This is a genomic window from Halegenticoccus soli, from assembly GCF_002844195.1.
Taxonomy (GTDB): Archaea; Halobacteriota; Halobacteria; order Halobacteriales; family Haloferacaceae; genus Halegenticoccus; species Halegenticoccus soli.
Genome location: NZ_PEND01000012.1, coordinates 43,896 through 69,860, shown reverse-complemented (window position 1 = coordinate 69,860; position 25,965 = coordinate 43,896). Strand labels below are relative to the sequence as shown.

Annotated in this window: 18 protein-coding genes; 8 read left to right on the top strand and 10 right to left on the bottom strand. The window is 65.2% G+C overall.

Annotated features, from left to right (window positions below; translation table 11 throughout):
- The coding region (locus CNO20_RS23145; RefSeq protein ID WP_158237470.1) for a hypothetical protein at positions 1-235 on the top strand (235 nt) is incomplete at its 5' end.
- Positions 236-433: 198 nt separating this feature from the next.
- On the opposite strand, the gene CNO20_RS22070 is transcribed toward CNO20_RS23145, so the two are convergent.
- Positions 434-1,486, bottom strand: coding sequence for a lipid II:glycine glycyltransferase FemX (locus tag CNO20_RS22070; RefSeq protein ID WP_233204291.1), 1,053 nt, complete (start codon positions 1,484-1,486; stop codon positions 434-436).
- Positions 1,483-3,117 carry an alkaline phosphatase family protein gene (locus CNO20_RS22065; RefSeq protein ID WP_101298369.1) on the bottom strand — a complete coding sequence of 545 codons (1,635 nt, stop codon included), beginning with the start codon at positions 3,115-3,117 and terminating at the stop codon, positions 1,483-1,485. Before CNO20_RS22065 ends, CNO20_RS22070 begins: the two co-directional genes overlap by 4 nt.
- Positions 3,118-3,377: 260 nt before the next feature.
- Between CNO20_RS22065 and CNO20_RS22060 the strand changes: the two genes are divergently transcribed.
- On the top strand, positions 3,378-5,714 hold the full coding sequence (locus CNO20_RS22060) for a putative sodium/potassium/calcium exchanger (RefSeq protein ID WP_143423328.1): 2,337 nt from the start codon (positions 3,378-3,380) through the stop codon (positions 5,712-5,714).
- 40 nt (positions 5,715-5,754) lie between these two features.
- Here CNO20_RS22060 and glmS read toward each other — a convergent pair whose 3' ends face one another.
- On the bottom strand, positions 5,755-7,563 hold the full coding sequence (gene glmS, locus CNO20_RS22055) for a glutamine--fructose-6-phosphate transaminase (isomerizing) (RefSeq protein WP_101298367.1): 1,809 nt from the start codon (positions 7,561-7,563) through the stop codon (positions 5,755-5,757).
- Positions 7,564-7,960: 397 nt separating this feature from the next.
- On the bottom strand, positions 7,961-8,524 hold the full coding sequence (locus CNO20_RS23600) for a DUF7344 domain-containing protein (protein ID WP_394337282.1): 564 nt from the start codon (positions 8,522-8,524) through the stop codon (positions 7,961-7,963).
- Positions 8,525-9,361: 837 nt separating this feature from the next.
- Here CNO20_RS23600 and glmM point away from each other — a divergent pair.
- Together glmM and CNO20_RS22040 are read left to right on the top strand one after the other, a co-directional pair.
- A complete protein-coding gene (gene glmM, locus CNO20_RS22045) occupies positions 9,362-10,726 on the top strand; it encodes a phosphoglucosamine mutase (protein ID WP_101298366.1) in 1,365 nt (454 codons plus the stop codon).
- 83 nt (positions 10,727-10,809) lie between these two features.
- Entirely contained in the window at positions 10,810-11,733 is a 924-nt protein-coding gene (locus CNO20_RS22040; protein WP_101298365.1) for a transcription initiation factor IIB, read from the top strand.
- Between the two features lie 829 nt (positions 11,734-12,562).
- Here the strand turns inward: CNO20_RS22040 and CNO20_RS22035 are convergent.
- From CNO20_RS22035 to CNO20_RS22025, 3 genes are all read right to left on the bottom strand, one after another.
- Positions 12,563-13,861, bottom strand: a complete 1,299-nt coding sequence (locus tag CNO20_RS22035) for an orc1/cdc6 family replication initiation protein (protein WP_101298364.1) — start codon at positions 13,859-13,861, stop codon at positions 12,563-12,565.
- 799 nt (positions 13,862-14,660) lie between these two features.
- A complete protein-coding gene (locus CNO20_RS24000; RefSeq protein ID WP_233204290.1) occupies positions 14,661-15,011 on the bottom strand; it encodes a DUF8160 family protein in 351 nt (116 codons plus the stop codon).
- A gap of 221 nt (positions 15,012-15,232) precedes the next feature.
- Complete coding sequence (locus tag CNO20_RS22025; protein WP_101298362.1) at positions 15,233-16,024, bottom strand: ParA family protein; 792 nt, start codon at positions 16,022-16,024, stop codon at positions 15,233-15,235.
- Positions 16,025-17,080: 1,056 nt separating this feature from the next.
- On the opposite strand from CNO20_RS22025, the gene CNO20_RS22020 reads away from it, so the two are divergent.
- On the top strand, positions 17,081-17,329 hold the full coding sequence (locus tag CNO20_RS22020) for an AbrB/MazE/SpoVT family DNA-binding domain-containing protein (RefSeq protein ID WP_101298361.1): 249 nt from the start codon (positions 17,081-17,083) through the stop codon (positions 17,327-17,329).
- 31 nt (positions 17,330-17,360) lie between these two features.
- Positions 17,361-17,792, top strand: coding sequence for a type II toxin-antitoxin system VapC family toxin (locus CNO20_RS22015; protein ID WP_101298360.1), 432 nt, complete (start codon positions 17,361-17,363; stop codon positions 17,790-17,792).
- 39 nt (positions 17,793-17,831) lie between these two features.
- On the opposite strand, the gene CNO20_RS22010 is transcribed toward CNO20_RS22015, so the two are convergent.
- On the bottom strand, positions 17,832-19,682 hold the full coding sequence (locus CNO20_RS22010) for an SLC13 family permease (protein ID WP_394337281.1): 1,851 nt from the start codon (positions 19,680-19,682) through the stop codon (positions 17,832-17,834).
- A gap of 236 nt (positions 19,683-19,918) precedes the next feature.
- On the opposite strand from CNO20_RS22010, the gene CNO20_RS22005 reads away from it, so the two are divergent.
- The gene (locus CNO20_RS22005) at positions 19,919-20,320 is read left to right on the top strand and encodes a DUF5518 domain-containing protein (RefSeq protein ID WP_101298359.1); all 402 of its coding nucleotides are present in this window, start codon (positions 19,919-19,921) and stop codon (positions 20,318-20,320) included.
- Positions 20,321-20,366: 46 nt separating this feature from the next.
- On the opposite strand, the gene CNO20_RS22000 is transcribed toward CNO20_RS22005, so the two are convergent.
- On the bottom strand, positions 20,367-22,961 hold the full coding sequence (locus tag CNO20_RS22000; protein ID WP_101298358.1) for an alkaline phosphatase D family protein: 2,595 nt from the start codon (positions 22,959-22,961) through the stop codon (positions 20,367-20,369).
- Between the two features lie 235 nt (positions 22,962-23,196).
- Positions 23,197-23,964 carry a mechanosensitive ion channel family protein gene (locus CNO20_RS21995; protein WP_101298357.1) on the bottom strand — a complete coding sequence of 256 codons (768 nt, stop codon included), beginning with the start codon at positions 23,962-23,964 and terminating at the stop codon, positions 23,197-23,199.
- Between the two features lie 542 nt (positions 23,965-24,506).
- On the opposite strand from CNO20_RS21995, the gene CNO20_RS21990 reads away from it, so the two are divergent.
- Complete coding sequence (locus CNO20_RS21990; protein WP_101298356.1) at positions 24,507-25,901, top strand: tyrosine-type recombinase/integrase; 1,395 nt, start codon at positions 24,507-24,509, stop codon at positions 25,899-25,901.
- Positions 25,902-25,965: the final 64 nt, after the last annotated feature.

Below are 25,965 nucleotides of genomic sequence, written 5' to 3'. Positions count from 1 at the left end.
CGACAGCAACCTGCTCGGCGACCTCAACGGTTCGGCCGCCATCGCGATCACCGGCGTGACGGAAGCGGGGCTCCAGGGGGAGGTCGTCCTGGACGGGACCGAGGCGGAGCGGGCGCAGTCGGAAGGGAACCTGGCCGAGGTGGCGAAGGGCGGCTCCGCGAGGCCGGCGCCAGACGGAAACCGATCGCGGGTGACGGGAAACGGAAACGGGACGTCCGAGTCCGGAACGGAGTAGATACGGTCGATCCGCGAGTCGATTCGACCGGTGTCGACCCGACCGCCGAGGGCGAGACGTCCCCCGCCGCGCGTCCGCCCGATCCGGGCGGCGTCGGCGTCCGCCTCCGCGACCCGCCCGGCGTCACCGGTAGTCGGGAGCGCGGCGTTCTCGCTTCGACACTCCAGTCGAAGCGTCGTCCCCCGTTCGGATCGCCCCTCAGCGGATGAACCGCTTGTACACCTCGGCGACCATCCGCATCCCCATCGATCGCCGGCCGAGGCTGTAGTACTGCGCCACCGTCGGCGAGAACTTCGCCTTGTAGCGGCAGAGCCGCTCGTTGTTCGCGCCGACGAGGTTGTAACAGGAGTGGCCGGCGTCCATCGCGTCGGTCATGATCCGCCAGTCGATGAGATCGTTGACCGGCACGTCGCTGTCGGTTTTCGCGCCCCCCTGCCACCGGTGGACGGTCCCGCCGTAGGCGAGCGTCACCATGCCGCCGACGAACTCGCCGTCGACGCGGCAGACGTACGGCCGGACCTGCCCCGCGGGCAGCCGCTCGTAGAGGTCGACGACGAACTCCGGCGTGACGGTGTACGATTCGCCCTGCTCTTCGTGCCGCCCGCGGACCTGCGTTATGATCCGTTCGATCCCCTCGGGTCCGACCTCCTCGATCGAGTAGCGGTCCTCGTCGGTCCGGATGTTCCGACGGGCGTCGCTGCTGAACGACGAGAGCAGCTCCTCCTCGCCGCGGGTCAGGTCGACGTGGTACGTGTACCGGGGCGTCAGTTCGAAGTCGTTCCACTTGAACGGGCGGGGGTCGGTGTACGCGCAGCCGCTCCGGACGTTCGTGTACGCGGGCGCGAAGGCGTCGTCGAGCCACTCCAGCGCCGCCCCGATGAACCGCCCGTGACGCTTCTCCCGCCGGCGCTGTTTGAGCCCCTCGAAGTTGAGCAGCGCCGGTCCGAGGTACGAAACCCAGAGGTCCGGCGGCGGGGAGAACGCGGCGTTCATCCCCGCCTTCGACCGCGTGAACACCGGGAACAGGCCGACCGGTTCCTGTCCCTTGAATCCGATGAGCGGGTGGAGCTCCGTCCCGGAGTGTTCGGCCTGCACGCGGAGGGCTTCGAGCTGGTGATACACCGTGCCGTGGGGGGACTGTTCGACGTACCTGTCCCACGATTCGAGCTGCTCGTCGGTCGCGGGGCCGACGCGAATGCCGTTTCTCTCGACCGGGTCGTGTAAACGTCGCTCCTTCTGTGCCATAGTCATCGTTCGAGATAGCCGAGCTCGGCGAGCCGCTGCTCGATCGCGCGGTCGTCCGTCGCGCGCGTCCGGTTGCCGTCGAAGGGCGGATACGCCCGCGAACCGACCGACGAAATCGGATCGAGCGGCCCACCGTCCATGTCGTCGTCGTACGGGAGGCCGAGCGCGGCGAGCACCATCGGCGCGACGTCGAACAGCGTCGCCCCGTCGAGCGTCGCCCCCGCGTCGACGCCCTCGCCGGCGAGGGCGACGACGCCCTCGAACTTGTGGTTCCACGGCTCCTGGGGGACCGGGAAGATCGGATCCCCGCGGAGCTGTGCGGTGAGAAAGTGGTCGTAGTCCGTCGGGATCGTCACGACGTCGACCGCCTCGTCGACGTACGGCCCGTGGAAGTGCTCCTCCCGGCGATCCACTCGTTCGAACACCGGCTCGCCCGACGGCGTCCGCACGTCGCGGAGGCACTCGATGATCTCGTCGCGGACCGTCTCGTACTCGGATCGGGGAACGACGCCGCAGGGCTCGCGCCCCTCGAGGTTCACCCGAACGCCGAGTTCGACGCGGGACCGCATGTAGGCCTTCGACCGGGGAAAGTCGACCTGTTCGGTGGCCGCCCGGACGACGGCGTTCGGGACGCGGTCCAGGACGAACTGATCGGCGCCGACGGTTTTGAGCACCCTGCCGATCCGCTGGCTCGTCAGGCCCGCCTTCGCGAGCGCGGACAGCGCCAGGGAGAGAGTGCGGTTCCGGGCCGACTCCGCCTCGCCGTTCCGCTGGAGCCGTTCGGTCGCGATCGCGTTCCAGGAGGGCATCCCCTCGCCGCCGCGTTTCGTCTCGACGAGACCGGCCTCGCGGAGCACTTCGTTGACGCGGACCTCGCCGCCCCGGTACGCGCCCATCCCGTGATCGCTCGCCACGATCACGGTCGCCGGATCGCAGCGGTCCAGAATCTCGCCGAGTTCGGCGTCGACCGCCTCGTACACCGCGCGCACGGCGCGGTCGTCGCCCGGGCACTCGTGAAACACCGTGTCCGTCTGCTGGAACTGCACGAACCCGAAGTCGGGGTCGAACTTGTCGGCGAGGTACCGGAACGCGCGGCCGCGCATCCGAACCAGGGACCGGTACGATTCGATCCGCGCGCCGACGTCGTCGGCGCCGTCGAACGGGGCGTACACGCGGTACTCCCCGAGCTCCGCCCGGAGTTCGTCGAGGAGTCCGGGCGGGTGACACGTCGGGTTTTCGGGGGCCATGTAGCCCGGAACCACGGCACCGTCGACGTCGGGCGGCGGGTACGTCACCGGCGCGTTGACGACGACGCTCGTGAGTCCGTGATAGTCGAGATACTCCCAGAGCGTCCGAGCGCGAACGTCGGTCGCGTTCACGACGTCCCAGTCGTAGCCGTCGAAGCGAAGAAATCCAAAGACGCCGTGTTTTCCCGGATTCGTCCCAGTGTACAGCGACGGCCAGGCGCTCGGCGTCCACGGCGGAACTTGCGACTGTAGCGCCCCGAAAACCCCCTCCTCGAAGACGGACGCGACGTTCGGAAGTGCACCCGACTCGAGCAGCGGTTCGAGAACCGAAAGACAGCCCGCGTCGAGTCCGACGAGGAGCGTCCGCATGCCGTCAGACCGATCCGTCATGAGCGTCCGCTGTTCGGTCCGTCGGGTGCTTTGTTATGTACCGATTGACTACAGAAAAGAATAGAGAACCCGCCGCTGAGGAGGGGTTCGGCCCGTTAATCCGGTATTAACCGGTGGCACGGTCGGGTTTCACGTGTAATAGTTCCTTGCCAAACACTCATGAACCACTGAACGAACTTTCTGTAAGTATTGAGAGTAAGTTGAATCAACGATTCAATCTTGGAAAGATTTATGTGCAGTAGTACCAGGTTATCGAACGCATGGCACGCGAACTTGAGGTACACGACGATGACGATAATCCGCCGCATACGAGCGGTAACGAAGGATTACTCCTCGGACGGCGGTCGTATCTGCAGATGGCGGGTGCCGCGACCGCGGCGCTCGCGACCGGCGCGGTCGGAACGGCGGCAGCGGTCTCCGAAAAGAACTACGACAACGTCGTAAACGTCGTCGAGGCCGGCGCCGACAACAGCGGCGGGGAGTCGATCGACGACGTCCTGTCCGAGCACGTCGGCGACAACACGATGATGAAGTTCCCGAAGGGGACGTACAAGCTCGACGGCCTCTCGGAGAGCGGTCTCAAGAACTTCGCGATGGTCGCCCCCGAAGGCGCGACGCTCATCCCGGGTTCGAAGGACATCCTCCGATTCAAAGACGCCCGGGGCGTGCACGTCGAGGGGTTCGACGTCGACGGGGCCGCGAGGGTCATCATCTACGCGGTCGAAGGGCAGAACACCCTGAAGAACTGGCGGCTCCTGGAGCGGCAGGAGCAGGACACGCACGGGTCGGTGCTGCAGTGCGTGAACGAAGACACGGTCGTCACCCTCGAGAACGTCGACTTCTCGAAGGGTGGGGAGGGCACCGCCACCTGGATCCGACCGCCGATCAAAGGCGACTACCCGTCCGGTGAGAACGTCGTCGACCTCGAACCGTCGGGGACCATCAACTTCATCAACTGCAAGATGGAGGCGTGGGACGACGAGGGGCTGTACGCGAGCGCCCACCCGGGCCCCCTCAACGTCATCGGCGGCCGCTACGCGAACAACAACCTCGCGCAGGTCCGGACCGGCGGCGTGAAGGCGCGCGTCAAGGGCGTCGAAATCGTCTGCGACGACGTGAGCGCGACGCCGCGCGACCAGAACATGCGCGGGATCTGGATGAAGGAGGGCCACGTCCTGACGATCGAGGACTGCGACATCATCATGGAAGAGGTCCCTTACTCCTCGGGCGCCATCGTGAACGGCGTCGAGGGCGCCGAGATGCACGTCAAGAACACGCGCATCCAGACGAACACCGACGCCCAGCCGATCTACGCGAAGAGCCCGAAATCGTGGCCGTTCCGCGCGCCGTCGCAGGACGAGGCGCCGCCGTCGCGGAAGATCGTCGTCGAGAACGTGAACATCACCGGCGACGCGCCCGACGACGCCGCCATCCAGATCAACGGCCGCGACGGATCGACCATCGAGAACGTGTGCATCCAGCAGGGCAGCGGCGACGGGATCAAGATCGTCGACGCGGACGGCGTCACGGTCGCCAACGCGTCGGTCAACGTGCCGGGCGAGACGACCGCCTTCAGCGGCGCGCAGGTCGACACGAAGAACGTCACCGAGAGCGCGAGCTGTCCGGCCCCGAAGCTCGACGGCAAGCCCGTTGATGCAGCGGGAAATCTGAATAGCCCCTCGGACGCGGACGGTTCGGAAGCCGAAGACGAAAAATCGAACGCCGAAGGCGAGAAGTCGGCCGATTCGGGGCTTCCGAACGTCATCAGCATCCGGGGGGACAAAGGCCTCGCCAGCTACGAGCTCACCGTCGAGGGGAAGCTCGAACCGAGCGAGGCTGACGGCGGATCGCCGAACAGCGAGGACAACATCAAGGGCTCGACCGCGGAGGGTGCCGTCAACGGCGGCGTCGACAGCTACGCCTTCTCCGGACAGGTCACCGACTTCCAGTTCACCGAGGGGTCGGCGACCGTCGCGATCAACGGCGAGGAGGTCGACCCGTCGGCGCTCGGTGCGGACGACGAGGGCCGCGGCTCCGACGCCGAGGGAGCGCACGTGCTCAGCATCCGCGGCGACCGCGGTCTCGCCAGCTACGAACTCACCGTCGACGGCAAACTGGAGCCGAGCGACGCCGAAGGCGCGACGTTCGACAGCGAGGACAACATCAAGGGCTCGACCGCGGAGGGCGCCGTCAACGGCGGCGTCGACAGCTACGCCTTCTCCGGACAGGTCACCGACTTCCGGTTCACGAGCGGCGCGGCGACCGTCCTCCTCGACGGCGAGGAGGTCGACCCGTCGACGCTCGGTGCGGACGACGAGGGCCGCGGCGCAGCGCCCGACGACGAACGCCCGCACGTCGTCGTCATCGACGGGACGGACGGAAACGGGGAGAGCCGGTACGAGTTCAGCGTCTCCGGATCGATCGAAAAGAGCACGGTCGACGGTGCGACCGTCGACGAGGACGACGCAATCAGCGGGTCGGCCGTCTCCGGCTCGGTCTTCGGCGGAAAGGACGCGTACCGCTTCTCGGGGGAGATCACCCAGTTCCGTCTCGACGGTTCCGCGACGATCAACCTCCAGAAGAGCGGCGCGGAGTGAGCGACGCGGAGTGAACGACGTCACCCGCCGGTGACGGCCGTCACTCCACGGTGACGCTTTTTGCGAGATTCCGCGGCTTGTCGATCGGACGGCTGAGCATCGCGGCCGCGTGGTACGACAGGAGCTGCAATTGCACGTTCGCCAGAACCCCGGCGAGCTCCAGGTGGGTTCGGGGCACTTCGAGCACGTGATCGGCGACGTCGTCGACCGACTCGGGATCGCACGTGATCGCGACGACGGGCGCGCCCCGGGCGCGGGCCTCGGCGAGGCTGTGGCGGGTTTTCTCCCGATCGGGACCGTCGAGAACGCCGATGGCGGGGGTCTCGGGCGTGACGAGCGCGAGTGGTCCGTGTTTCAACTCCCCGGCCGCGAACCCCTCGGCGTGCTCGTAGGTGATCTCTTTGAACTTCAGCGCCCCTTCGAGCGCGACGGTGAAGCAGGTGTTGCGGCCGATGAAGAAGAACGAGTTCGCGCCGCTGTACCGCTCCGCGATGGAGCGCGCGCTCGTCTCGTCGAGGAGTCGCTGAACCGCGTCCGGAAGGGCGTCGAGCGCGGCGAACAGGTCGGACGAGGACTCGTCCAGCCCCCGATCGCGCGCCAGCCGCTCCGCGAGCAGCAGCAGACAGACCACCTGCGAGGAGAACGTCTTGGTCGCCGCCACGCCGATCTCGGGACCGGCGCGGATCAAGAGCGCGTCGTCGCACTCGCGGGCGGCCGTGCTCCCGACGACGTTCGTGAGGGCAAGGGTTCTCGCGCCCGCCCGGTCGGCCTCGCGGAGCGCGTTCAACGTGTCGGCGGTCTCGCCGCTCTGGGTAACGCCGACGACGAGCGTGTCCTCGGAGATCCGCGGCTGCGAGGTCGCGTACTCGCTCGCGAGGTACGCCGCCGCCGGGATTCCCCGGTTCGAACAGAGGTGAACGCCGTACAGCGCCGCGTGGTACGACGTTCCGCAGCCGACGAACTGCACGTCGCTGACGTCGGCGAACGCCCCCTCCTCGAACTCCTCCAGCGAGAGCTCGTTCGTCCCCGGGTCGACCCGCCCCTTGATGGCCTGTCTGAGCGCGTGCGGCTGCTCGTAGATCTCCTTCAGCATGAAGTGATCGTACGCGCCCTTTCCGGCCTGTTCCGGGTCCCAGTTCACCGTCTCGACCGACGGGTCGAGCGTCCGCCCGTCGAACGTGGTGAGCCGGTACCCCTCCGGGTCGACGGTCAGCAGTTGTCCGTCCTCCAGGTAGACGACGCGGTCCGTGTATTCGAGAAACGCGGGGACGTCGCTCGCCAGGTAGTACTCGTCGTCGCCGACGCCGAGCACGAGCGGGGAGCCGGAGCGGGTCGCGTAGACGGTGTCGTCGTCGCCGATCAGGGCGGCGATCGCGTAGCTGCCGGAGAGGTCGCCGACCGCCCTTCGGAAGGCGGTTTCTGGATCGCATCCCCGCTTCAGGTAGGTCTCGATGAGGTGCGGGACGACCTCGGTGTCCGTCTCGCTGTCGAAGCGGTGGCCGGCGGCGACGAGTCGCTCGCGGAGCGACTCGTGGTTTTCGATGATGCCGTTGTGGACGACGGCGATTCGCCCGTCACAGCAGGTGTGCGGGTGAGCGTTCTCGTCCGTCGGCGGGCCGTGGGTGCTCCAGCGCGTGTGGCCGATGCCCACCGACCCGGCGAGTCGGCCGTCGATGCGCGTGCCGAGATCTTCGATGCTTCCTTCGCATTTCACGACGGTCGGTCGGATGTCGCCGTTCACGACGGCGAGACCGGCCGAATCGTACCCTCGATAGTCGAGGTTCGAAAGCGAGTTCAGAAGCTCGTCGACCCCGTTGTCGCTCCCGACGCGGGCGATTATCCCGCACATGCGACACCACCTCCGTACGGATGACCGTGGACCGATCGACCGCGGGAAGCCGTCGGTCCGAGTAATTCAGGCGTCATAGTTCTCTCGTTCGATGACTCGAAGTCCACTGAACGAACTCTCCTAATCCTGAAACAGCCATTGTTATAGGGCGGTTGACGGGAGACAAGTACGGCCTACCGACGCGAAAATAACTCCGCGAACGCGCTCGTACGCCCGTTAGAAAGGCTCCCGCTGGCCCGCATCCACAGCGTTGCTGGCACGCGAACTGTGGTACACGACGTCGGCCACCGGGAGTGTAGTATATTACTACGCCGCGGAATATAAATCCCGCGAGACGAGTCGTAAAAATACGATCGAGCTCGGCGCCGACGGTCAGCGTCCGGAGCGTTACCTGGTGTTACCTGATGCGCGAGAGCTTCGATCTGCGCGCCTGTCGGTTCTGGTGGGCCTCGTACGCGTGACAGAGCGAGACGAGCAGGAAGACGCTCGCGAAGCCCGCCGCGAGGCCGACCTCGGGGAGAACGCCGAGGCCGGCGAACTGGAGAAACAGCGCGAGCGTGCCGCCGGTCAGACTAAGCCCGATGTACCGCTTTTCCCACTCGGTGTCGCTTTCGCTCCCCGTGTCGAGATACATGCTGAGCAGATCCGCGTTCTCCGAGAGCGTGATGTTGCCTCGGTCCTGGTCGTAGTCGATGATGCCCGCGTCGTCCATCTTGGGAAGGTGGGTCTGATAGAGCGCGACGTAGACGCGCTTTCGCTGATCGGAGCTCAGTTCGTGAACCTCGATTTCGTTCTCCCACGCCGCGATCTGCTCCGCCAGCTCCGACAGCGTCACGGTCCGGTCGGCGTTGAACAGGAAGCGGAGGATGTCCCGCCGTCGCCGATTCTTCAGCAGCTCGAAGACGACGTCCATCGATAGCACGTCGGACCGAACTTCCTGTCGGTCGTCCTTGGCTTGCATGGTGAGATCGGCGACGCTCACAGTTCCGTCCCTCCCTGCTCCGTCGTGACCGTTTCAGCGGCGGGACGCGACCGGCACCTCAGATCGGGCGTTAGCTGTCGCTTACGCGACCGGCTTCGTACTAGCATGGCTTTGACACACCAATGGACAGTCATACTGTCCACGATATAAATACGACTCTCCGTTTCACGTCGCGAAAAAAGAACCACGGGAAATTTCGTCAATTGAAACTAAGGATTTAATCAGCATATTTGACTAGTTATTGCGAAGATAACCGGGACAGAACAAACACCACCGTCTTATTACACTATGTAAATCCAGCTAAACCGCCATTACGCGCGGCTTACGCCGAGGTACGCGGGAGAGCCGGCTCGAATACCTCAGCGATCGTAGGCTACCGCTACCGCGAGAGACCGACGAGAAAGGCGCACACGTTCCCCAGCGTGAACGACGAATTGTGCCGTTTCGGCCCGAAAGAGGCGGTCAGCGGGGCCAGTTCGACGTGTAGGCGCGAGACCGTTCACGGCGGCGATATACTCGCGGTAGCGGTAGATTCACGGCGTCGATGGATTCGCGGCGTCGACGGACCCGCGGCGCGGGTGAAGCCGCCCGACGAGTCCGCCTCGCACGCCGCTTCGCGAAGACGGATACGTCGCGGCTGAGGGACCGCGGCGCGCGCCGCGTGAGCGGTTTCGATCGAAACCCCGGCACGCCGCGCCGAAACGTCCGGAACGCCCGGTGCGATTCGTCGCGCATTGGCCGGGCGGTCGCCGGCGGAAGGAATTTCACCGTTAGGTGACGTGTACTAATGCCGCCGCCGCCCGTTCGTTCCACGTAATGTTTGGAACGAGCGGTATACGGGGGCCGGTCGGCGAGGTGGTTCGGGCCGATCTCGCGTTGAACGTCGGGCGCGCGCTGGCGTCCCAGGGCGCGAACACTGTGGTAATCGGCCGCGATCCCCGCGACACCGGGCGGACCTTCGCCGACGCGGTGAGCGCCGGCGTCCGCGAGTGCGGCGGGGCGGTCGTTCGTCTCTGCGTTGCAGCGACGCCGACCGTCGCCCGGAGCGTCCGCTGGCTCGACGCCGACGCCGGCGTCACCGTGACCGGGTCGCACAACCCGCCCACCGACAACGGTTTGAAACTGTGGTCGGCGAACGGACAGGCGTTCGGGGGAGCGCAGCGGCACGAGATCATCCGTCGCATCAACCGGCGGGCGTTCGCCTTCGCCGACTGGAACCGCCACGGCACGGAGCGCACGTGGGACGACGCCACCGAGACGCACGTCCGCCGGATCGCGGCGGCGTTCGACCCGATCGACGACCTCTCGGTCGTGGTGGACGTCGGTAACGGCTGCGGCGGGGGAACCGCCCGCGCGCTGGAGGCGCTCGGCTGCTCGGTCGAAACGCTGAACGGCCAGCCGAACGGCACCTTCCCGTCCCGGCCCAGCGAGCCGACCGCGGACCACTGCGCGACCCTCAGGCGGGTCGTCGCGGCGACCGACGCCGACTTCGGCGTCGCCCACGACGCGGACGCGGACCGGATGATGGCCGTCGCTTCCGACGGGACGTTCGTCGCGGGCGACGTGCTGCTCGCGCTGTTCGCGCGCGAGGCCGTCGAACCGGGCGACCGGATCTGCGCGCCGATCAACGCCAGCCGGGCCGTCGAGGACGCGGTGAGAGCCGCGGGCGGCGAGGTCGTCCGAACCGCGGTCGGCGACGTGAGCGTCGCCGCCAGAGCGGCCGATTCGAACGCCGTGTTCGGCGGCGAACCGAGCGGCACGTGGATCTGGCCGGACGAGGCGCTGTGTCCTGACGGGCTGTTCGCCGCGGCCCGGCTCGCGGCGCTGATCGATCGAGACGGATCGCTGTCGGGCCAGATACGCGACATCGAGGAGTACCCGATCCACCGCCGATCGTTCGCCGTCGACGACGAGATCGCCGCGATGGAGGAGATACGCGAGGCGGTCACCGCGAGGTATCCGGCGGTGGACGGGACCGACGGCGTCCGCGTCGAGCGCGACGGCGGCTGGTTCCTGATCCGCGCGAGCGGGACGGAGCCCGTCATCCGGGTCACCGCGGAGGCGGAGGATTCCGCTCGCTCCGAAACGATTCTAGGCGAAGCTTGTAACGTGGTCAAGCAGGCGATTCGCGGCGACGGAAACCGAGAAACGACGTCGCCGCCGCCGGGTAACCGATGTTGATCTGACCTATTGTCGATACAAGCTCTCGTTTCTCCTGAAACCGTCTGCCGCTATTACAAGGACGCTTTGCGGTTTCGCAAACGATGACGCGGACCGTCGAGCAGCCGAATCCGGCCAGAGAGCAGGAGGGGTGTCCAGACTGCGAAGGCGAACTCGTTTCGGACACCGAGCGAGGGGAGCTCGTCTGTCGGTCGTGCGGGCTCGTCGTCGACGAGAGCGCGATCGACCGCGGCGCCGAGTGGCGCTCCTTCAGCGAACAGGAGCGGGACAGCAAGTCCAGGGTCGGCGCGCCCGTCTCCCAGCGGATCCACGACATGGGTCTGACGACGGCGATCGGCTACGGCGACCGCGACGCCAACGGCCGTCTGATCGACTCGGAGAAGCGTCGACGACTGTCGCGCATGCGGACGTGGCAGGAGCGCATCCGAACGCGCAACGCGAACGAACGGAACCTGAAGTGCGCGCTCACGGAGATCGACCGGATGTCGAGCGCGCTCGGAATTCCGGACTCCGTGCGCGAGATGGCCGCCGTCATCTACCGCAAGGCGCTCGCCAAGGATCTCATCAGGGGACGCTCGATCGAGGGGATCGCGACCGGCTCGCTGTACGCGGCCTGCCGGATGAGCGACATCCCGCGCAGCCTCGAGGAGGTCGAGTCCGTGTCGCGGGTCGAGCGCCGCGAGATCGGACGGGCGTACCGGTACGTCGCAAACGAGCTCGACCTGCAGCTCGAACCGACGGATCCCGGTCAGTACCTCCCCCGATTCTGCTCGAAGCTCGGCGTCAGCCACGAGGTGCAGGCGCAGGCGCGCGATATCCTCACGCAGACGACGTCGCGCGGCCTCCACTCTGGGAAGTCTCCGTCTGGTTACGCCGCGGCGGCGATCTACGCCGCGGCGGTCATCTCGGACACGAACCTGACGCAGAAGGAAGTCGCCGACGTCGCGCAGGTGACGGACGTGACGATCCGCAACCACTACCGAGAGCAGATGGAAGCGGTCAACTAAGTCGCCGGTGCGGGTGCGATACCGGGTACGCAGCGGACGACACCGAAGAGTCGCCGCAGAACGTAGAACGGACAGCGGTGAGACGTAGAACAGATAGCGGTGGGACGTAGAACGGACAGCCGTGAGACGTAAAACGGACAGCTGTGAGACGTAGAACAGACAGCGGTGGGACCGAACGGGGCAGCGACGGATTAAGCGAGTGTAACGCCCGCGTTCGTCGGAATAACCGGTCGATAACAAAGTGGGCCACGGCCATGTATACGGGTAGCGTCCGTTGGTAACGCTTCGGACGCACCGCCGACACGTGCCCGGATGTCGGCTTGCAGGCCACCTGCTTTTCTCCTCTTTCGACAGCCGATCGACGCCGCGAGTGAAATCAGCGGCGTGACGGCGAAGCGAACGGAGTGTGAGGGTCGCGGTTCGCCATCATTCGAACGTCGTGGAAACCGAGAAGATCCGAATCGATGGAGCAGAAAACAATCATCTGGATTATGGTTTTCGGGGTGGGAGAGGCCGTTCACCGGCTGTAGTGATCCCTTACCGCCGAGCGGAACACCACTCTGTCCGCTGTTCTCCCGCTGCGGCGACCGCCTCATATTTCTCGTTCGATTACCGCGATATGCGCGCGTACAAAGCCAGTAAGTCCCGATTACTTCGGACACGGTGGTGTTGGACGACCGCTCGAACGTCGCCAAAGCTGCGCGAATGAGAGATGACACCGGCGAGAGCTGAGACCGGCTGATAGTAGCGCCCCCCTCGTCGGTTTTTCCATGATTTTTATCTTTTTTCTGATAGGATACGGCGTCGCGGGATACGTCGTCGCGGACGACTAAGCGTCCGGGGAAAGCGAGTCCGAGGACGAGATCGAATCGGAAAACGAAAACGAGTCGGAGGGAGCGCTTTCGGCCGAGTCACTCGGATCGATGTACTCGGAGAGGGACTCGTGGACGCCGACGAGTTCGACCGTCTCGTCCATCGCCGAGAGGATCAGGTTCACGTCCATGTCCAGCGCGTACTCGCGGTACGTTCCGCCGCGGCGGCCCTCGTTTCGCTCGGTCACCGAGATGATGCCGAGCATCGCGAGTTCGCTCAGGTGATCGCGCATGCGCCGCGGGACGAGCGGATCGCGGTTCGCCATTTCGGCGAATCGAGTGTACCGAGGACGGACGTCGCGCGACCGGATCGGCGTCTCGCCTTCGAGGTCGAGGGTCAGGAGCGCGTAGAGGACGAGGTGCCCGTGTTCCGTGAGTCCCATGATCCCCTCTTTGATCCGTCCCCGTTCGAGCGATCGACGGCCGTTCTTCACGTGGTCTTCGACGACGAGGTCGGCGCCCTCTTCGCGGGCGAGGTCGCCGGCCTTCATCAGCAGGTCGATCGACTGGCGCGCGTCGCCGGCGTCTTTCGCGCCGTACGCCGCACAGAGCGGGATGACCTCGGAGGACAGGACGCCCTCGTGGAACGCGACTTGCGAGCGCTGTTGTAGAATCGCCCGGAGGTTCGTCGCGTTGTACGCCGGAAAGTGGATCTCCTGCTCGCACAGCGAACTTTTGACTTTCGGAGAGAGGTCGTCCCGGAAGGAGAAGTCGTTCGAAATGCCGATGAGCCCGACCTTCGCCCGTTCGAGGTTCCCGTTCGCTCGGGCGCGCGGGAGCTGATAGAGGATGCTGTCGTCCTGAACGTGGTCGATCTCGTCGAGCACTATCAGGACAGTGCCGGTGCGGTCGTCGAGTTCGTTCCAGAGCATCTCGTAGACCGACGCCAGCGGATAGCCGGTCGTGCTAATCTGGTTCGTCTCCGAGCGGAGTTCGTTCACGAGATGCGTGGCGATCTGGTAGGAACTCGTCAGACCGTCGCAGTTCAGGAACACGACGCTGAGATCCAGATCATCGTACTGGGCCGCGTCCTGCTTCAGATGACTTAGAAGATATCGCGTCGCCGCCGTCTTTCCCACGCCTGTCTTACCGTAGATGAAGATGTTGTTCGGCTGTTCGCCGTTGATTACGGGCTGGAGTGCGGCCTGGAACGTCTGCAGTTCCTCGTCGCGTCCGACGAGTTCTTCCGGTTGGTAGTCCTCGCGGAGGGCGTCTCGATCCCGGTAGATGTGCTGATCCCGCTCGAACAGCGCCATACTCCTCACGTCGGAGATGAGCCTAATAAAACCACCGCGTCCGCAGTGTCCGGAGTGTCCGCTGTTCTTATCCTATATAAATACTTGTGGGGACACACCCCCTCCACCATGTCCGGAGAAACGAACATGAGAGAGGAGGGCGGTCAGAGCCCTAGATAGATAAGAAAAGATTTAAGCGTTTTAGGGGAGAGTTAGTCCGTATTGCAGTTACGGCAAAAAATACAAAAATCAGAGGAAAATATAGCGGTCGAAGTAGGCGTATTTCTCTGACCGACGGTGTCACTTCGGAGCCAGAACAGCGGACATAGTGGTGTGAGGGTGTAGAAGAAAACGCGAGGGCGGGGAAAATGACGGACGATAAACATACGGTAGGAGGGAAGACCGATAGTACGTCGAGTCGTAACACGGCGCGGAACGGAAACGGATCACCGACTAGACCGGAAACTGATCCGGGGTTGAAGTGGATTTGAAGTTGAAGCGAATTTGGAGTTGAAGCAGATTCGAAGTTGAAGCTGGATCCGACAAAGTTGAAGACGGATCCGAGGGTGAGAGGAGTTCCCGTGATTCTCCCTTCGGACCGACATCGGCTTCGACGGCAGAACTGCGGACACAGTGGTGTGAGTGTGCTTCGAGGATCCTTGGAACGCCGCCGGACGACGCAGTCCGACCTAACAGCGGACATGGTGGTGTCCACGCAACGACTACCGCTCACACATTACGATTAACGCTCACACATTGCGACTAACGCTCACATATTGGCGCGAGGCCGATTTAACAGCGGACGAAGTGGTGTTAGATGCTATCGATCGAATTCGGAGAGTTGATCCCGGACCTCCGAGACGTCCAAACCATCTAATCCGTCTAACCCGCGCTGGACGAGCAACGGGAAGAAGTGCCGATTCTTCTCGAAATCGGCGTCGTACTCGTACTCGTACTCGGCCTTCAGGACTGTGTACGCCCGTTCGATCTCCTTCTTCTGGCGTTTCGGGAGATACATGTAGGTTCCCACCTGCTCGTCCTTGACGCTCGACGTCGAGCGGTCCGACCGCCCTTCGTCGGTTTCTCGTGTCGACTCCGCTGTTTCTCCCGATACCTGTCCGGCCCTTCCCGTCTCTTCTGTCTCTTCCGTCTCTTCTGCCTCTTTTGCCACCTGCGTCTTCCGTTTTTCTCCTGTTTCAGCCCCCGCCGAGCCGACCGAGGCGCTTTCCTCGGTCTGGTTGTCTCGTCCACCTCGTCCATCTCGTCCATTTCGCCCATCTCGCTCGTCTCGTTCGAGCCTCGCATCTTTCTCGTCCAGTTCGATCTGCTGGGATCGCGCGCGCTGTACTGCTCGCCGCCGCCGGAGCCTTTCGGCCCGACTTTCGTCGTCGCTCATACGCGAACCTCCGTCCGGCCGAACTGTTCGTCGAGCTCCGTTCCGATTTCGAGGAACGCCGACGCCATGTCGAGGTCCGGGTCGAACTCGAAGACCGAGGTCCCGGCTGTGAACGCGCGCTGGAGCGCCACCCGTTTTCGAATCTCCCACACCGGGATATCGGGGAACGCCTGTTCGAACCAGCCCATCATCTCTCGGGCCTCGTTCGTCTCCTCGACTCGGTTCGCGACGACCCCGCGCTCTCGAATCGTGATCTCGTAGTCTCTCTCGAGGCTCTCTACGTGGTCGAAGAGGAGTTCCAGCGCCCGCTTGCTCGTGCTCTCGGCCAACGCCGGGATGAGGACGTTTCGCGTCGCGTAGAGAGCGTTGTCCGCGAGGTAGCCGAGGTGCGGGGGGCAATCGACGATGACGTAGTCGTACGACCCTTCGATCTCTTCCAGCGCGAGGGCCAACCGCTCGCCGCCGCGCCGCGCCAGCACGAGCTCGGGCTCGACCGCGGTCATGTCGATGTTGCTCGGAACGACGTCCATCTCGGCGTGTTCGACGACAAGCGAGGAGATCGCCGTCCGTTCGTCCGCGTCCGTGAGCACGTCGAAGAGGCTCGGCGGCGACGCTTCGTACTCCTCTACGAGTCCGAGTCCCTCCGTCGCGTTTCCCTGCGGGTCGAGATCGACGAACAGCACGTCGTGTCCCAGCTCGTTCAGCGCCCCGGCGACGTTTATCGCGACCGTCGTCTTCCCAACCCCTCCCTTCTGATTCGACACGCACAGTTTGGCCGGTTCGTTCATACAAACTGCTTTGTACACTCGATTGACCTTAATACTGCGTCAGACGCTTTTAAAAGCGCGCGTTCGCGGCCCTACCGCTGGTTTCGTCGCCTTCGGCGAATGCGCCGGGACGGATCGAGCGGTCTCGGAGTTTCGGAGGCGAATTCGACGGTCAGGTTCCTCATTCTCTTCGTCTATCAGAATCGTCTCGGTCAGTTCGTCTATCAAAACTCTCTCAACTGGTTTGTATATCAATACTCTCTGAAATGGTTCGCATACCCACACCGTCTCTGACGATTTGTATATCAAAACCCCGTCCTATCGTTCATCGAAGGTTCTGTTGTCCGTCCGAACGAGGTTGTTCGTCTGTCGCTCAAAAACGCCCGCTCATCCTACTTTCGGACTCTTTTACCAGCTTTCCCGGCCAATCTCTCAAACCCACTTCGCACGTACAAACTATCCGATCTCCCTAAATCCGGTCCCTCCAATCTACGTTATCCGTCAGGACGCCCGAGTTCGAAAACTACCGGACCCCACTTTCGTTCAGCATCTCTTACGTTGCCAAGCGCGGTCATAAGCATGGTTCGCCCCGTTCCACGAACCTCCACAAAACCCCCCACGAACTTCCACCTGGATGTCAAAAACGAACGAACTATCAAACCTATCCGTGCTCTCAAATCCATCATAACTCTCCAAACGAACCGGGCTATCCGAAATGAGATTTCGCCCGATCGACCAGTCTGAATTCTGAAATCGCCACACGACGGAGATCGCCGGAATGCCGCGCGAAACCGGCCTACCGGGCGCATAAATCCGTACGAATGGCTCTGTTGAAACCCTCTTCACGTCCTGCGGTTTCGTATAACGACAGGTTCTGCAGCTGTGGTTGTGAGCGGGCAAGAGAGAGCCTCTCGCGAATGTCTGCGACGAAGGGTTTCAACAAGGCCGTACGAATCGTAATTCGCTGGACGGTCGTGCCGGGAAACGTGGTCACAGCCCGTACGCCGTTCGATCCGCTAGCCGAATTAGTGTGGTCGCACACTACATTTATACGTCCGACTCCCCAACGCGGAGGTGATGAGCAGCAATCCGGTCGACGCCGAAAGCAAGGTGTCGGGAAACCAGGCGAACATCCCGGCCCACATCCGGCGCGCACTCGACATCGAGGACGGCGATCAGCTCCGGTGGGTTCTCGAAGACAACGGGACCCTGCGCGTCGAGGTGATCCACCGCCGGACCGGAACGTTCGCTGATTTTTCCGGATACGACGTCGACGGCGAACCGACCGACGTCGCGGCCGACCACGACACCTGGGGACTGGAGTAACGATGCGACGCACCCGGGGTTTGAAGTAGCGATGCGACGGGCGCTCGTCGACACGACCGTCCTCTTTGCCGCCGTGTACCCGCGAGACGCGCACCACGAATCCGCTCTTCCGATTCTGAAAGGCGTCGACGGCGGCGATCTCCCCGAAGCGATCGTCCTCGACTACGTCCTCGCGGAGACCCTCAACGGGCTCGTGCGAAAGGCGTCTCACGACTCGGCGGTCGACTTCCTCCGTCGGATCGAGGAGAACTCCCGGTTCCACCCCGGTCGCCTCACCGCGGAGTCGTTCGCGCGCGCGAAGTCCGTGTTCCGCGCGTACCCGGGGCTCTCGTTCGTCGACGCGGCTCTGGTCGCACACGCGCAGGACGAAGGAATCGCGTACCTATACGCCTTCGACGACGATTTCGACGCGGTTGACGATCTCTACCGGCTCGACACCGCGACGGATCCGTATCGCGCGTAGGTGCGTGTTCTCGGATTTGTCAAACGCTACGAGATACCCTCAAACGCCCCAGAAGAACGCGATTCCGAGCACCGTCACGACGGAGAGGATCACCTGAAGCGGCGCGCCGATGCGGAAGTAGTCCGTGAACTTGTACCCGCCGGGGCCGTAGACGAGTAGATTCGTCTGGTAGCCGATCGGGGTCATGAAGTCGGCGCTCGCGGCGAAGGTGACGGCGAGCACGAACGAGAACGGCTCGGATCCGACGCGGTTGGCCGTCTCGATCGCGATCGGGAGCATGAGGATGACGCTCGCGCTGTTGCTGACGAGCGCCGTCACGAGCGTCGTCATGACGTAGAACACCCACAGCACGCCGATCGCGGGGAGGAAATCGGCGCTCATTGCGACGACTGCGCCGAGGAGCGCCGCGGCCCCGGTTTGCTCGAACGCGATTCCGAGCGGGATCAGCCCCGCGATCAGAAAGATGACGTTCCACTCGACGGCGTCGTAGATCTCGTGCGGTTTCGTGATCCCGACGAGGATCATCGCCACGACGCCGCCGAGCGCCGCGACGAGGATGTCCGTCGCGCCGATCGCCGCGACCGCGACGACCGCGAGGACGATCGCGACCGCGAGCGGCGCTTTGGAGGTCCGGTAGTCCGGATCGGACACCTCCTGGACGACGATGAAATCACGGTTCGTCGCGAGGCGGTTGAGCGTGTCCGACGTCGCCTGGACTAAGAGCGTGTCCCCGCTCTCGAGCGGCGTCCGCTCCATCCGCTCGCGGAGGATGTCCCCGCCGCGACGCAGCGCGAGGACGGTCGCGTCGTAGCGATCGTGGAACGCGGCGGTCGACAGCGTTTGATCGACGAGTGCGGACCACGACGGAACGACGAGTTCCGCGATGGTCCGCTCCTCTCCGTCCCGGCTCAGCTCCTCCTCGGTCACCGTCGCCGCGGGGGCGACCGACAGCCCTTCGGTGACGATGAGCCGTCGGAGGGTGTCGAGTCCGACGCGAACGACGAGTAGATCGCCGGCCCGGATCTCCAGCTTCGATCCGGGCTCGACGACCGTGTCGCCGTCTCGGATCAACCGCAGGACGTCGAAGTCGAACGGCGACTCCCCGATCGCCTCCTCGATCGTCCGTCCGATCATGGGCGAGTCGGCATCGACGACGACTTCGGTCAGATACCCCTCCAGTTCGTACTCCTCGACGAAGTCCTCGTTCGGCTTGACGCGCTCCGGAATCAGCCGCGTCCCGACGGCGACGAGGTAGAGGGTTCCGGTGACGAAGACGAGGACGCCGAGCTGCGTGAACTCGAACATCGAAAACGGATGCCCGAGCAGCCGCGCCGACACCTGGCTCGCGACGAGATTCGTGGACGTTCCGACGAGCGTGAGCATCCCGCCGACCATCGAAGCGTACGACAGCGGGATGAGGAGCTTCGAAGGGGACGTGTTACCCTGCTCTGCCAGGTCCGAGATGACCGGCATGAGCATCGTCACGATCGGGGTGTTGTTGATGAACCCGGAGGGGACGCCCGCGACCGCCAGCGTCGCGAGGAGCTGTCTGCGCTCGTCCGCGCCGGCGAACGCGGACAGCCGCTCGCCGAGCCGTTGCACGGCCCCGGTTCGTGTAATCCCCGAGCTGAGGATCAGCATCGCCAGAACCGTGATCGTCGCGTCGTTCGAAAAACCCGAGATTCCCTCCTCGGTCGATATCTGCGTCCACGGGCCGAGGACGATGAGGACGAACATGACGATTATCGCGGTGACGTCCGGCGGAAACCATTCGGTGACAAACAGAAGCAGGGCGACAGCCGCGACGGCGAAGACGACGACGATCTCCGGCGTGATCGGGGGGAGCTCCGACGTCGCCTGCCAGAGAACGAATGGAGCGGGGACGTCCACGGAGAGTTCTGGGAGACGCAGGAAAAAAGAGGTTTTCGCGCGTTTCACGCCGCGAGTCTCCGGTCGCGACTGCGATACGGAGTGCCAACCCCGACGTGTAATCCGTGTGTCACTGTGGGGACGCCAGAAAACGCCCCGTCAGCGCTCCTGCACCGGCCGCTCGAGAGAAGTTCTATCTCCGCTGGGATACGTATATCTCCTCGGAACGCGACTTAGTTTTCGAGGTGTAAATTCGAATGAATATCAGCTGGCGAGCCGTTATCTACGGCCTCATCGGAACTGTCGTCATCGGACTGCTAAGCGGGGCTGCGGTCCCGTACACCGACGCGACGCTGCCGACGATCGGGTGGGGATTGACCGGCCTGCTCGGCGGCCTCATCGCCGGGTACATCGCCGGAGGTTCCCTCGGGCGCGGCGCGCTGCACGGGGCGCTCGCGACCACGATCGGGAGCGTCCTGGCCCTCGCGGTGCTGGTCGTCATCGGGACGCTCGTCGCTGGGCTGCTCGGCCTCGGACTCCTGGGACTCGGACTCCTGTTCATCGTCGTGTACGCCATCCCGGGCGCCGTCGGCGGTGCCGTCGGGAGCGCTCTCAAGGGCCGCAGCGCGCGCGCCCGAACTGGACAGCCCAGCGCGTGAACCGGGTGGGTGAACAGCCGTAACCGCCTTGTCCGCGAGAGCCGACTCACCCCGATCCGCTCCCGAACTCCTCGAACGGGAGTTCGAAGGGCCATCCGGGAAACTGCTCGGCAGCGTCGGTCGGATCTCCGTTCCAGGGCCAACACTCGATCAGACACTGCTCGTTTTCGCGATCGATCCGGACGAGCCCGTACCCCTCCCGTTTCAGCTCCCGGTTGCCGATCGCCTGTCCGCGTTCCCTTCGCCGTCGGTACGCTTCGAACGTGAGCCTCGGATTCGCCGCCGCGTGTACCCGCACTCTGTTCCCGAACGTGTCGACGAACTCGCCGAGGGTCGGATCGCTCGGATCGTCCGACTGCGGCCGGGGGTTGAACCAGCGCTGGTACAGTGAGGCGCTCGCGGGACCGCTGAACTCGAAGGCGCCGTCGGCGTGTCCGTCGATTCCGTGTCGAACCAGCGTCGCCAGGTGGCGATCGCCCGAGAGCACGAGAGCGCCGGCTTCCCGGAAGAGTCGGACCGCGTCGTCGCGGCCCTCGGGCGGGTACCCGTTGGAGTCGAGGTCCGTCGCGGGCGACCCGTCCGGCGCGGTTTCGACGCACGCGTAGAGGCTCTGGCTGAGGCAGATCGGCACGGCGTCTTCGTCGAGGTCCTCGATCCACTCGCGGAGGAACCGCTTCTGTCTGCTGCCGAGCAATCGCTCCGACTCGTCCGCGTCGCGCTCTCCGTCGCCGCTCGGGGGATCCGATTTGAACTTCCGATCCTCGAGGAGGGCGAAATCGACGCCTCCGTAGCGAAACGACGCGTAGTAGACGTCGATTCCGCGTTTGACCGGCGTCGGATCGTACGGGTCGGGATTGTGGCTGCACTGCGTCCGTTGAACCAGGTTGACGAAGTCGGTGGTTCCGACGTAGCCGCCCTCGCGGGAGACGTTTCGCGCCGCGCTCTTTCCTTTTTCGCCCCACAGGTTCTGCTGGTAGACGTCGTGGTCGTCGACGAGGATCGCGGTCGGCCGAGTTCGGGTCAGCGATCGGAACGCCCACACCCAGAGATACCACTTGTACAGGTAATCGAGGGTCGGGTTCTCGCGGCCCTCGACCCGCGTCGGGTTGTTCTGGTACAGTTGATCGCCGGCGAAGACGAGGAAATCCGGATCTTGCCGCCGGGCGTTCCGCACGAGATCCGGATAGGGGAAGTAGAGGTTGTCCCGCGTGTACCGCCCCAACCGCGCGTCCTCCGAGGTTTTCGGGTCGACGCCGCCGGCTTCGAGCCCCCGAGCCGTCGGCGCGGTGCAGCTAAACAGCCCGATTTTGAAGTCCTCGACTCCGTTTCTCGGATCGTTCTCGCCCCCGTTCCTCGAATTGCTCTCACCCTCGTTCCTCGAATCGTCCCCGATCCCCGAATCCGCCACGCCTCCGCTCCCCGAATCCGCCACGCCCCCGCTCCCCGGGCTCTTCCCACCCCCAGCTCCGGGATCCTCGCGTATCCGGCCGCGGTACGTATCGGACGCCCCGGTTCTGGACCGATAGACGACGCGATACTCCCAGGCTCGGGTCGGATCCCAGTCGTCGAGGCGGAACAACGCGGCGTAGCCCGGCCGAACCTCGTCCGTCGGACCCCTCCTCCACGAGTCGGCGGTTCCGGCCGGACGATAGTCGAGGCGGAGGCGCCGTACCTCGTCGTCGGCGATCGGCGCGAGCTGCGCCGAGAGCCTGAGTACGTTCTCGTTCACCGTGTACAGCGCGCCGGCGATGGGCCCGAAGGTTCGCTTCGGGTATTCGGCGACCTTCCCGCCGCCGGTCCGGAAATTCCGGAACCACCACCGCGCCCCCGGCCGCTCAGCCGGCGGCGAGGAGACGAGAGCGATCCCGCCCGTCACCGCCGCCTCCGCGACGTCGCGTCGGATCGCCGTCCCGAGGTGCTCCCCGTTCGCCGCGTCTCGGGCCGTCAGTCGGACGTCGAACCGGTCGTCCCCCCGCGGGAGGACCTCGAGATCGAGACGGACGCGATCATCCGCGGCCGGTCGGGTCGGTTCGCCGTCGGGGTAGCGCGCCTCCGCCGGAAGGTCTCCGAATTCGAGGGGCTCGACCTCGTTCGTGTGTTCGCGGAACCGGAGTCGGCCGTCGCGTTCGAACGCGCACAGAAATCCACCTCCCTCTCCGGATCCGCGCTGCGCCAGCGCCGCGGCGCGGTAATCCAGATCCCGATCCCCGACGCCGATGAGGAAGCCGCAGAATCCGTCTCGCTCGGGGTGACCCGCGAGGCCGGTCGTGACGCGGAGGTGCCCTCGGAGCCGCCCGGGAACGATTTCCCGGGTCAGCACGCTCACCGTCCGGACCTCGTAGCTCGCTCCGCCGCGGAGACACTCGATCCTCCCCGCGTGCAGTCGCCAGTCCTGGAGGCGGTTGCTCCAGAACTGCGGCCCGATCCAGGGACGGGTCACGTCGTCCGGCAGCTTCGCGACCGGCGTCAGGCGCGACTCCCGGTCCCGCTTTCGCGGGAGCAGTTCGTCGGGAACCGCGGCGCACCCGGCGGTCGTCGACGCGCCGGCGCTCGTCGCGACTGCTTTTTTCAGGAACGCTCGTCGACCGTGCCGTCCTCTCCGTCTCGGTTCGGAGGGCGAATCCGTTGGCTCCTCGTCCATTTTACGACCTCGGATGGGCGCAGTTCGGGTGGACGCGTTTCCTTTCTTTCGGCCGTCGAGCCCAAGATTCTCCGACTGCGGACCTGGTACCCCTACCTCGGCGTCATCGATTCACTCGGGCGCAGGGGGTCGTCTTCACCGCCGGCGGGCGACGCGGGTACTCCCCATCCGCATCCCGATGTCACGGACGGCCGATTGTGACGGTGAAAAGAAACGCGCGAGCCGCCTCGGTCGATCAGGCGTCGTCGCCGCCGTCCGTTCGCGCCCCGCCGCCGGTCTGACCTTGACTCGCGGCGGATTGGGCGCGGCCCGCCCAGCGGTCCACGTTCTGCGAGACGTAGTCGCGGCCGCCGAGCCCGAAGGCGATGCCGACCGCGAGCGCGAGGCCGATCGCCAGCCCGAACGCCAGCGCGCGCGCGAACAGGTACAGGATCTGGACGTCGACGCCCATGGTGTCGAGGCCGATCACGAGCACCGTGAAGTACAGGAAGAACCGGATCCCGTCGGCGAAGATGTCGGTCATCCGCGAGCCCGTGACCGCGTCGGTTCGCCTGACCACGTCGGCGACGAAGTCGGCCAGGACGAAGCCGAGGAGGATGACGACCACGCCGGCGATGAACGCCGGGGCGTACGCGACCGCCCGCTGGACCCACTGCGAGAGCACCGGGATCGCGAGCGCGTTCGTGGCCGCGAGGATCGCCAGCAGGTAGATGTAGTACGCCGTCAGCTTGCCGAACGCGCCCGAGACCGCCTGTTCGGTCCCCCCGAGGACGCGACCGATCGGCGTGCTCTGCAACCGCCTGTCGATCTCGGATCGGTCGACCAGGCTTCGGACGACCCCGCCGAGGACGCGCCCGATGATCCACCCGATGAGGAGGATGACGAGCGCGCCGAGCAGCCGCGGCAGGAACGCGACGACGTTCGAAACCGTGTTCTGTAGGTACTGCGGCACCGCCTGAAGGCCCGTCTGCAACGCGAGCCCGGATGCTTGCTGTGCCGGCATTGCGATCGGAGCGAGCGGACGCGGACGTTTATTTAAGCGGCGCGTACACGAGCCCGGTTTAATACCTTCTCAAATGGGTAATATAAAATGTAAAAGAGCAAGGTAGATGTCCGGAGTAATCCCGTTTTTCCGCGGGTAGACGCCGGCCGACGGGCGTTCGGGCCCTCTCCTCGATCGGTTCCGTCATCGTGAGAGTTTCCGTCGCGGGTCATTCAACGGCGACTGCACGTCTAACGCCAGCTTGAGGGGAAACGCGCTCACCGCGCTTCGCCGCACGGCAGCGTCGGACGCCTACCGGATTCGCGGAACTCGCTGGCGTCGCGCCCGTCGCGCGGCGAACGGCGCTGTCTCACGGCGATACAGAAGCGAGCGCGTGCTCGTCTTCGCCCGCATCGGTATCTGTATATCGTCATGTACTTTATCAAGGCGCACCGGAGGCCAGTCACGCGGTTTTGAGGGTTCTCCCCGCGCCCGATCCACTGTCGATTAGGTCACAAAGATGCAGTAGATTTACGTGACGTTCCGCCGTCGGTCGATCACGAATGGTCGATTCGACGCAGGATTCGGAGGAACCCGACCGCGGTCGCCGACAGACGCGCCGCGGTTCTCGGTCCGACCGGAACTCGGAGCGGTTCGACGACGTTCGAGGGAACTCGTCGGCTACGCCGACCGAGACCTCCGGTTCGAATCGGGACGGCGACGCCGACGTTCCGTCCACCGATCTCGACGGCGAGAATGCCGTCTCGCCCACCGATCTCGACGGCAGTGCCGCCTCGTCCTCTGACCTCGACGGCGGCGATGCCGTCTCATCTTCCGACCTTGACGAGGCGATCCGGGCCCGGGTCGAGAGCATCGACTCCGGGAACTACCGCCGGAGCACCGAACACGTCCTCACGCTGTTTCGGGATTGGCTCCGACGCGAGCGCGGCGTCGACCGGCTCGCCGACGTCGAGGTCCTCGACTGCCGGCGGTACGCGCAGTGGCTCCGCCGGCGGGCGAACGACGACGACGATCCCCTGTCGGCGAGCTCCGCCGCGGCGGACGGGCCGTACTTCACCGTCGTGCGCGCGTTCTTCGAGTGGTGCGTTCAGGACGAGCGGCTCGACGCCAACCCGGCGAAGCCCCGGCGAGTTACGGACGCGCTCCCGGAGACGCACGGGACCAGGGCGCGGCAGTTCTGGAGCGTCGAGGATCGGGAGGCCATCCTCGCGCACGTCGACGAGCGGGCGGCCGCGAGCCTCGACGGCGATCGATCCGACCGGCTCCTGGCGTTCCGCGACCGGGCGCTCGTGTACACCCTCGCGCTGACCGGCGTTCGCGGGGCCGAGGTGTTCCGCGACCCCGGCGACGACCGCCGCCGCGGACTCCGGTGGGACGACGTCGACTTCGACCGCGGCCTGCTCCGCGTGTTCGGCAAGTCCCGGGAGTTCGAGTGGGCCCAGCTCCCGCGCGACGCCGCCGACCGGCTCCGTCGGTACCGGCGGGCGCTCGATCCGCCGCGCGGGGACTGGCCCGTGTTCCCGACGGCGCACGCCCCGAGCCTGTACGCCTGCGTCCGAGAGGGGCTCGCCGAGGCGGGTTGGAGCGACCGTCGGATAGAGGCGGCGCTCGACGCGGCCGACCCCGGGGAACTCATCAGGGAACACGGGCTCGTCCCGAACAGCGTCTCGACGAACGGCGCCCGGGCGATCATGCGGCGGCTCTGCGAGGCGGCCGAGGTCGACATCGACGGCGACTACCTCAAGCCGCACGGCGCCCGCCGGGGGCTCGGGAACCAGCTCTACGCCGAGGGGAGCGCCGAACTCGCACAGGACGTCCTCCGGCACAAGTCCGTCGAGACAACCCACAGGGCGTACCGCGACGAGCGGACCGTCGAGACCAGACGGCGGGTGGAACGCGTCCTCGATCGGACGCCTTCCGACGGACGGGAGCGGTAGCGCCCTCCGACGGGAGCGGTAACGTCTTCGGACGGAAGCAGTAGTGAGCTGAGCGCGGCCGCCT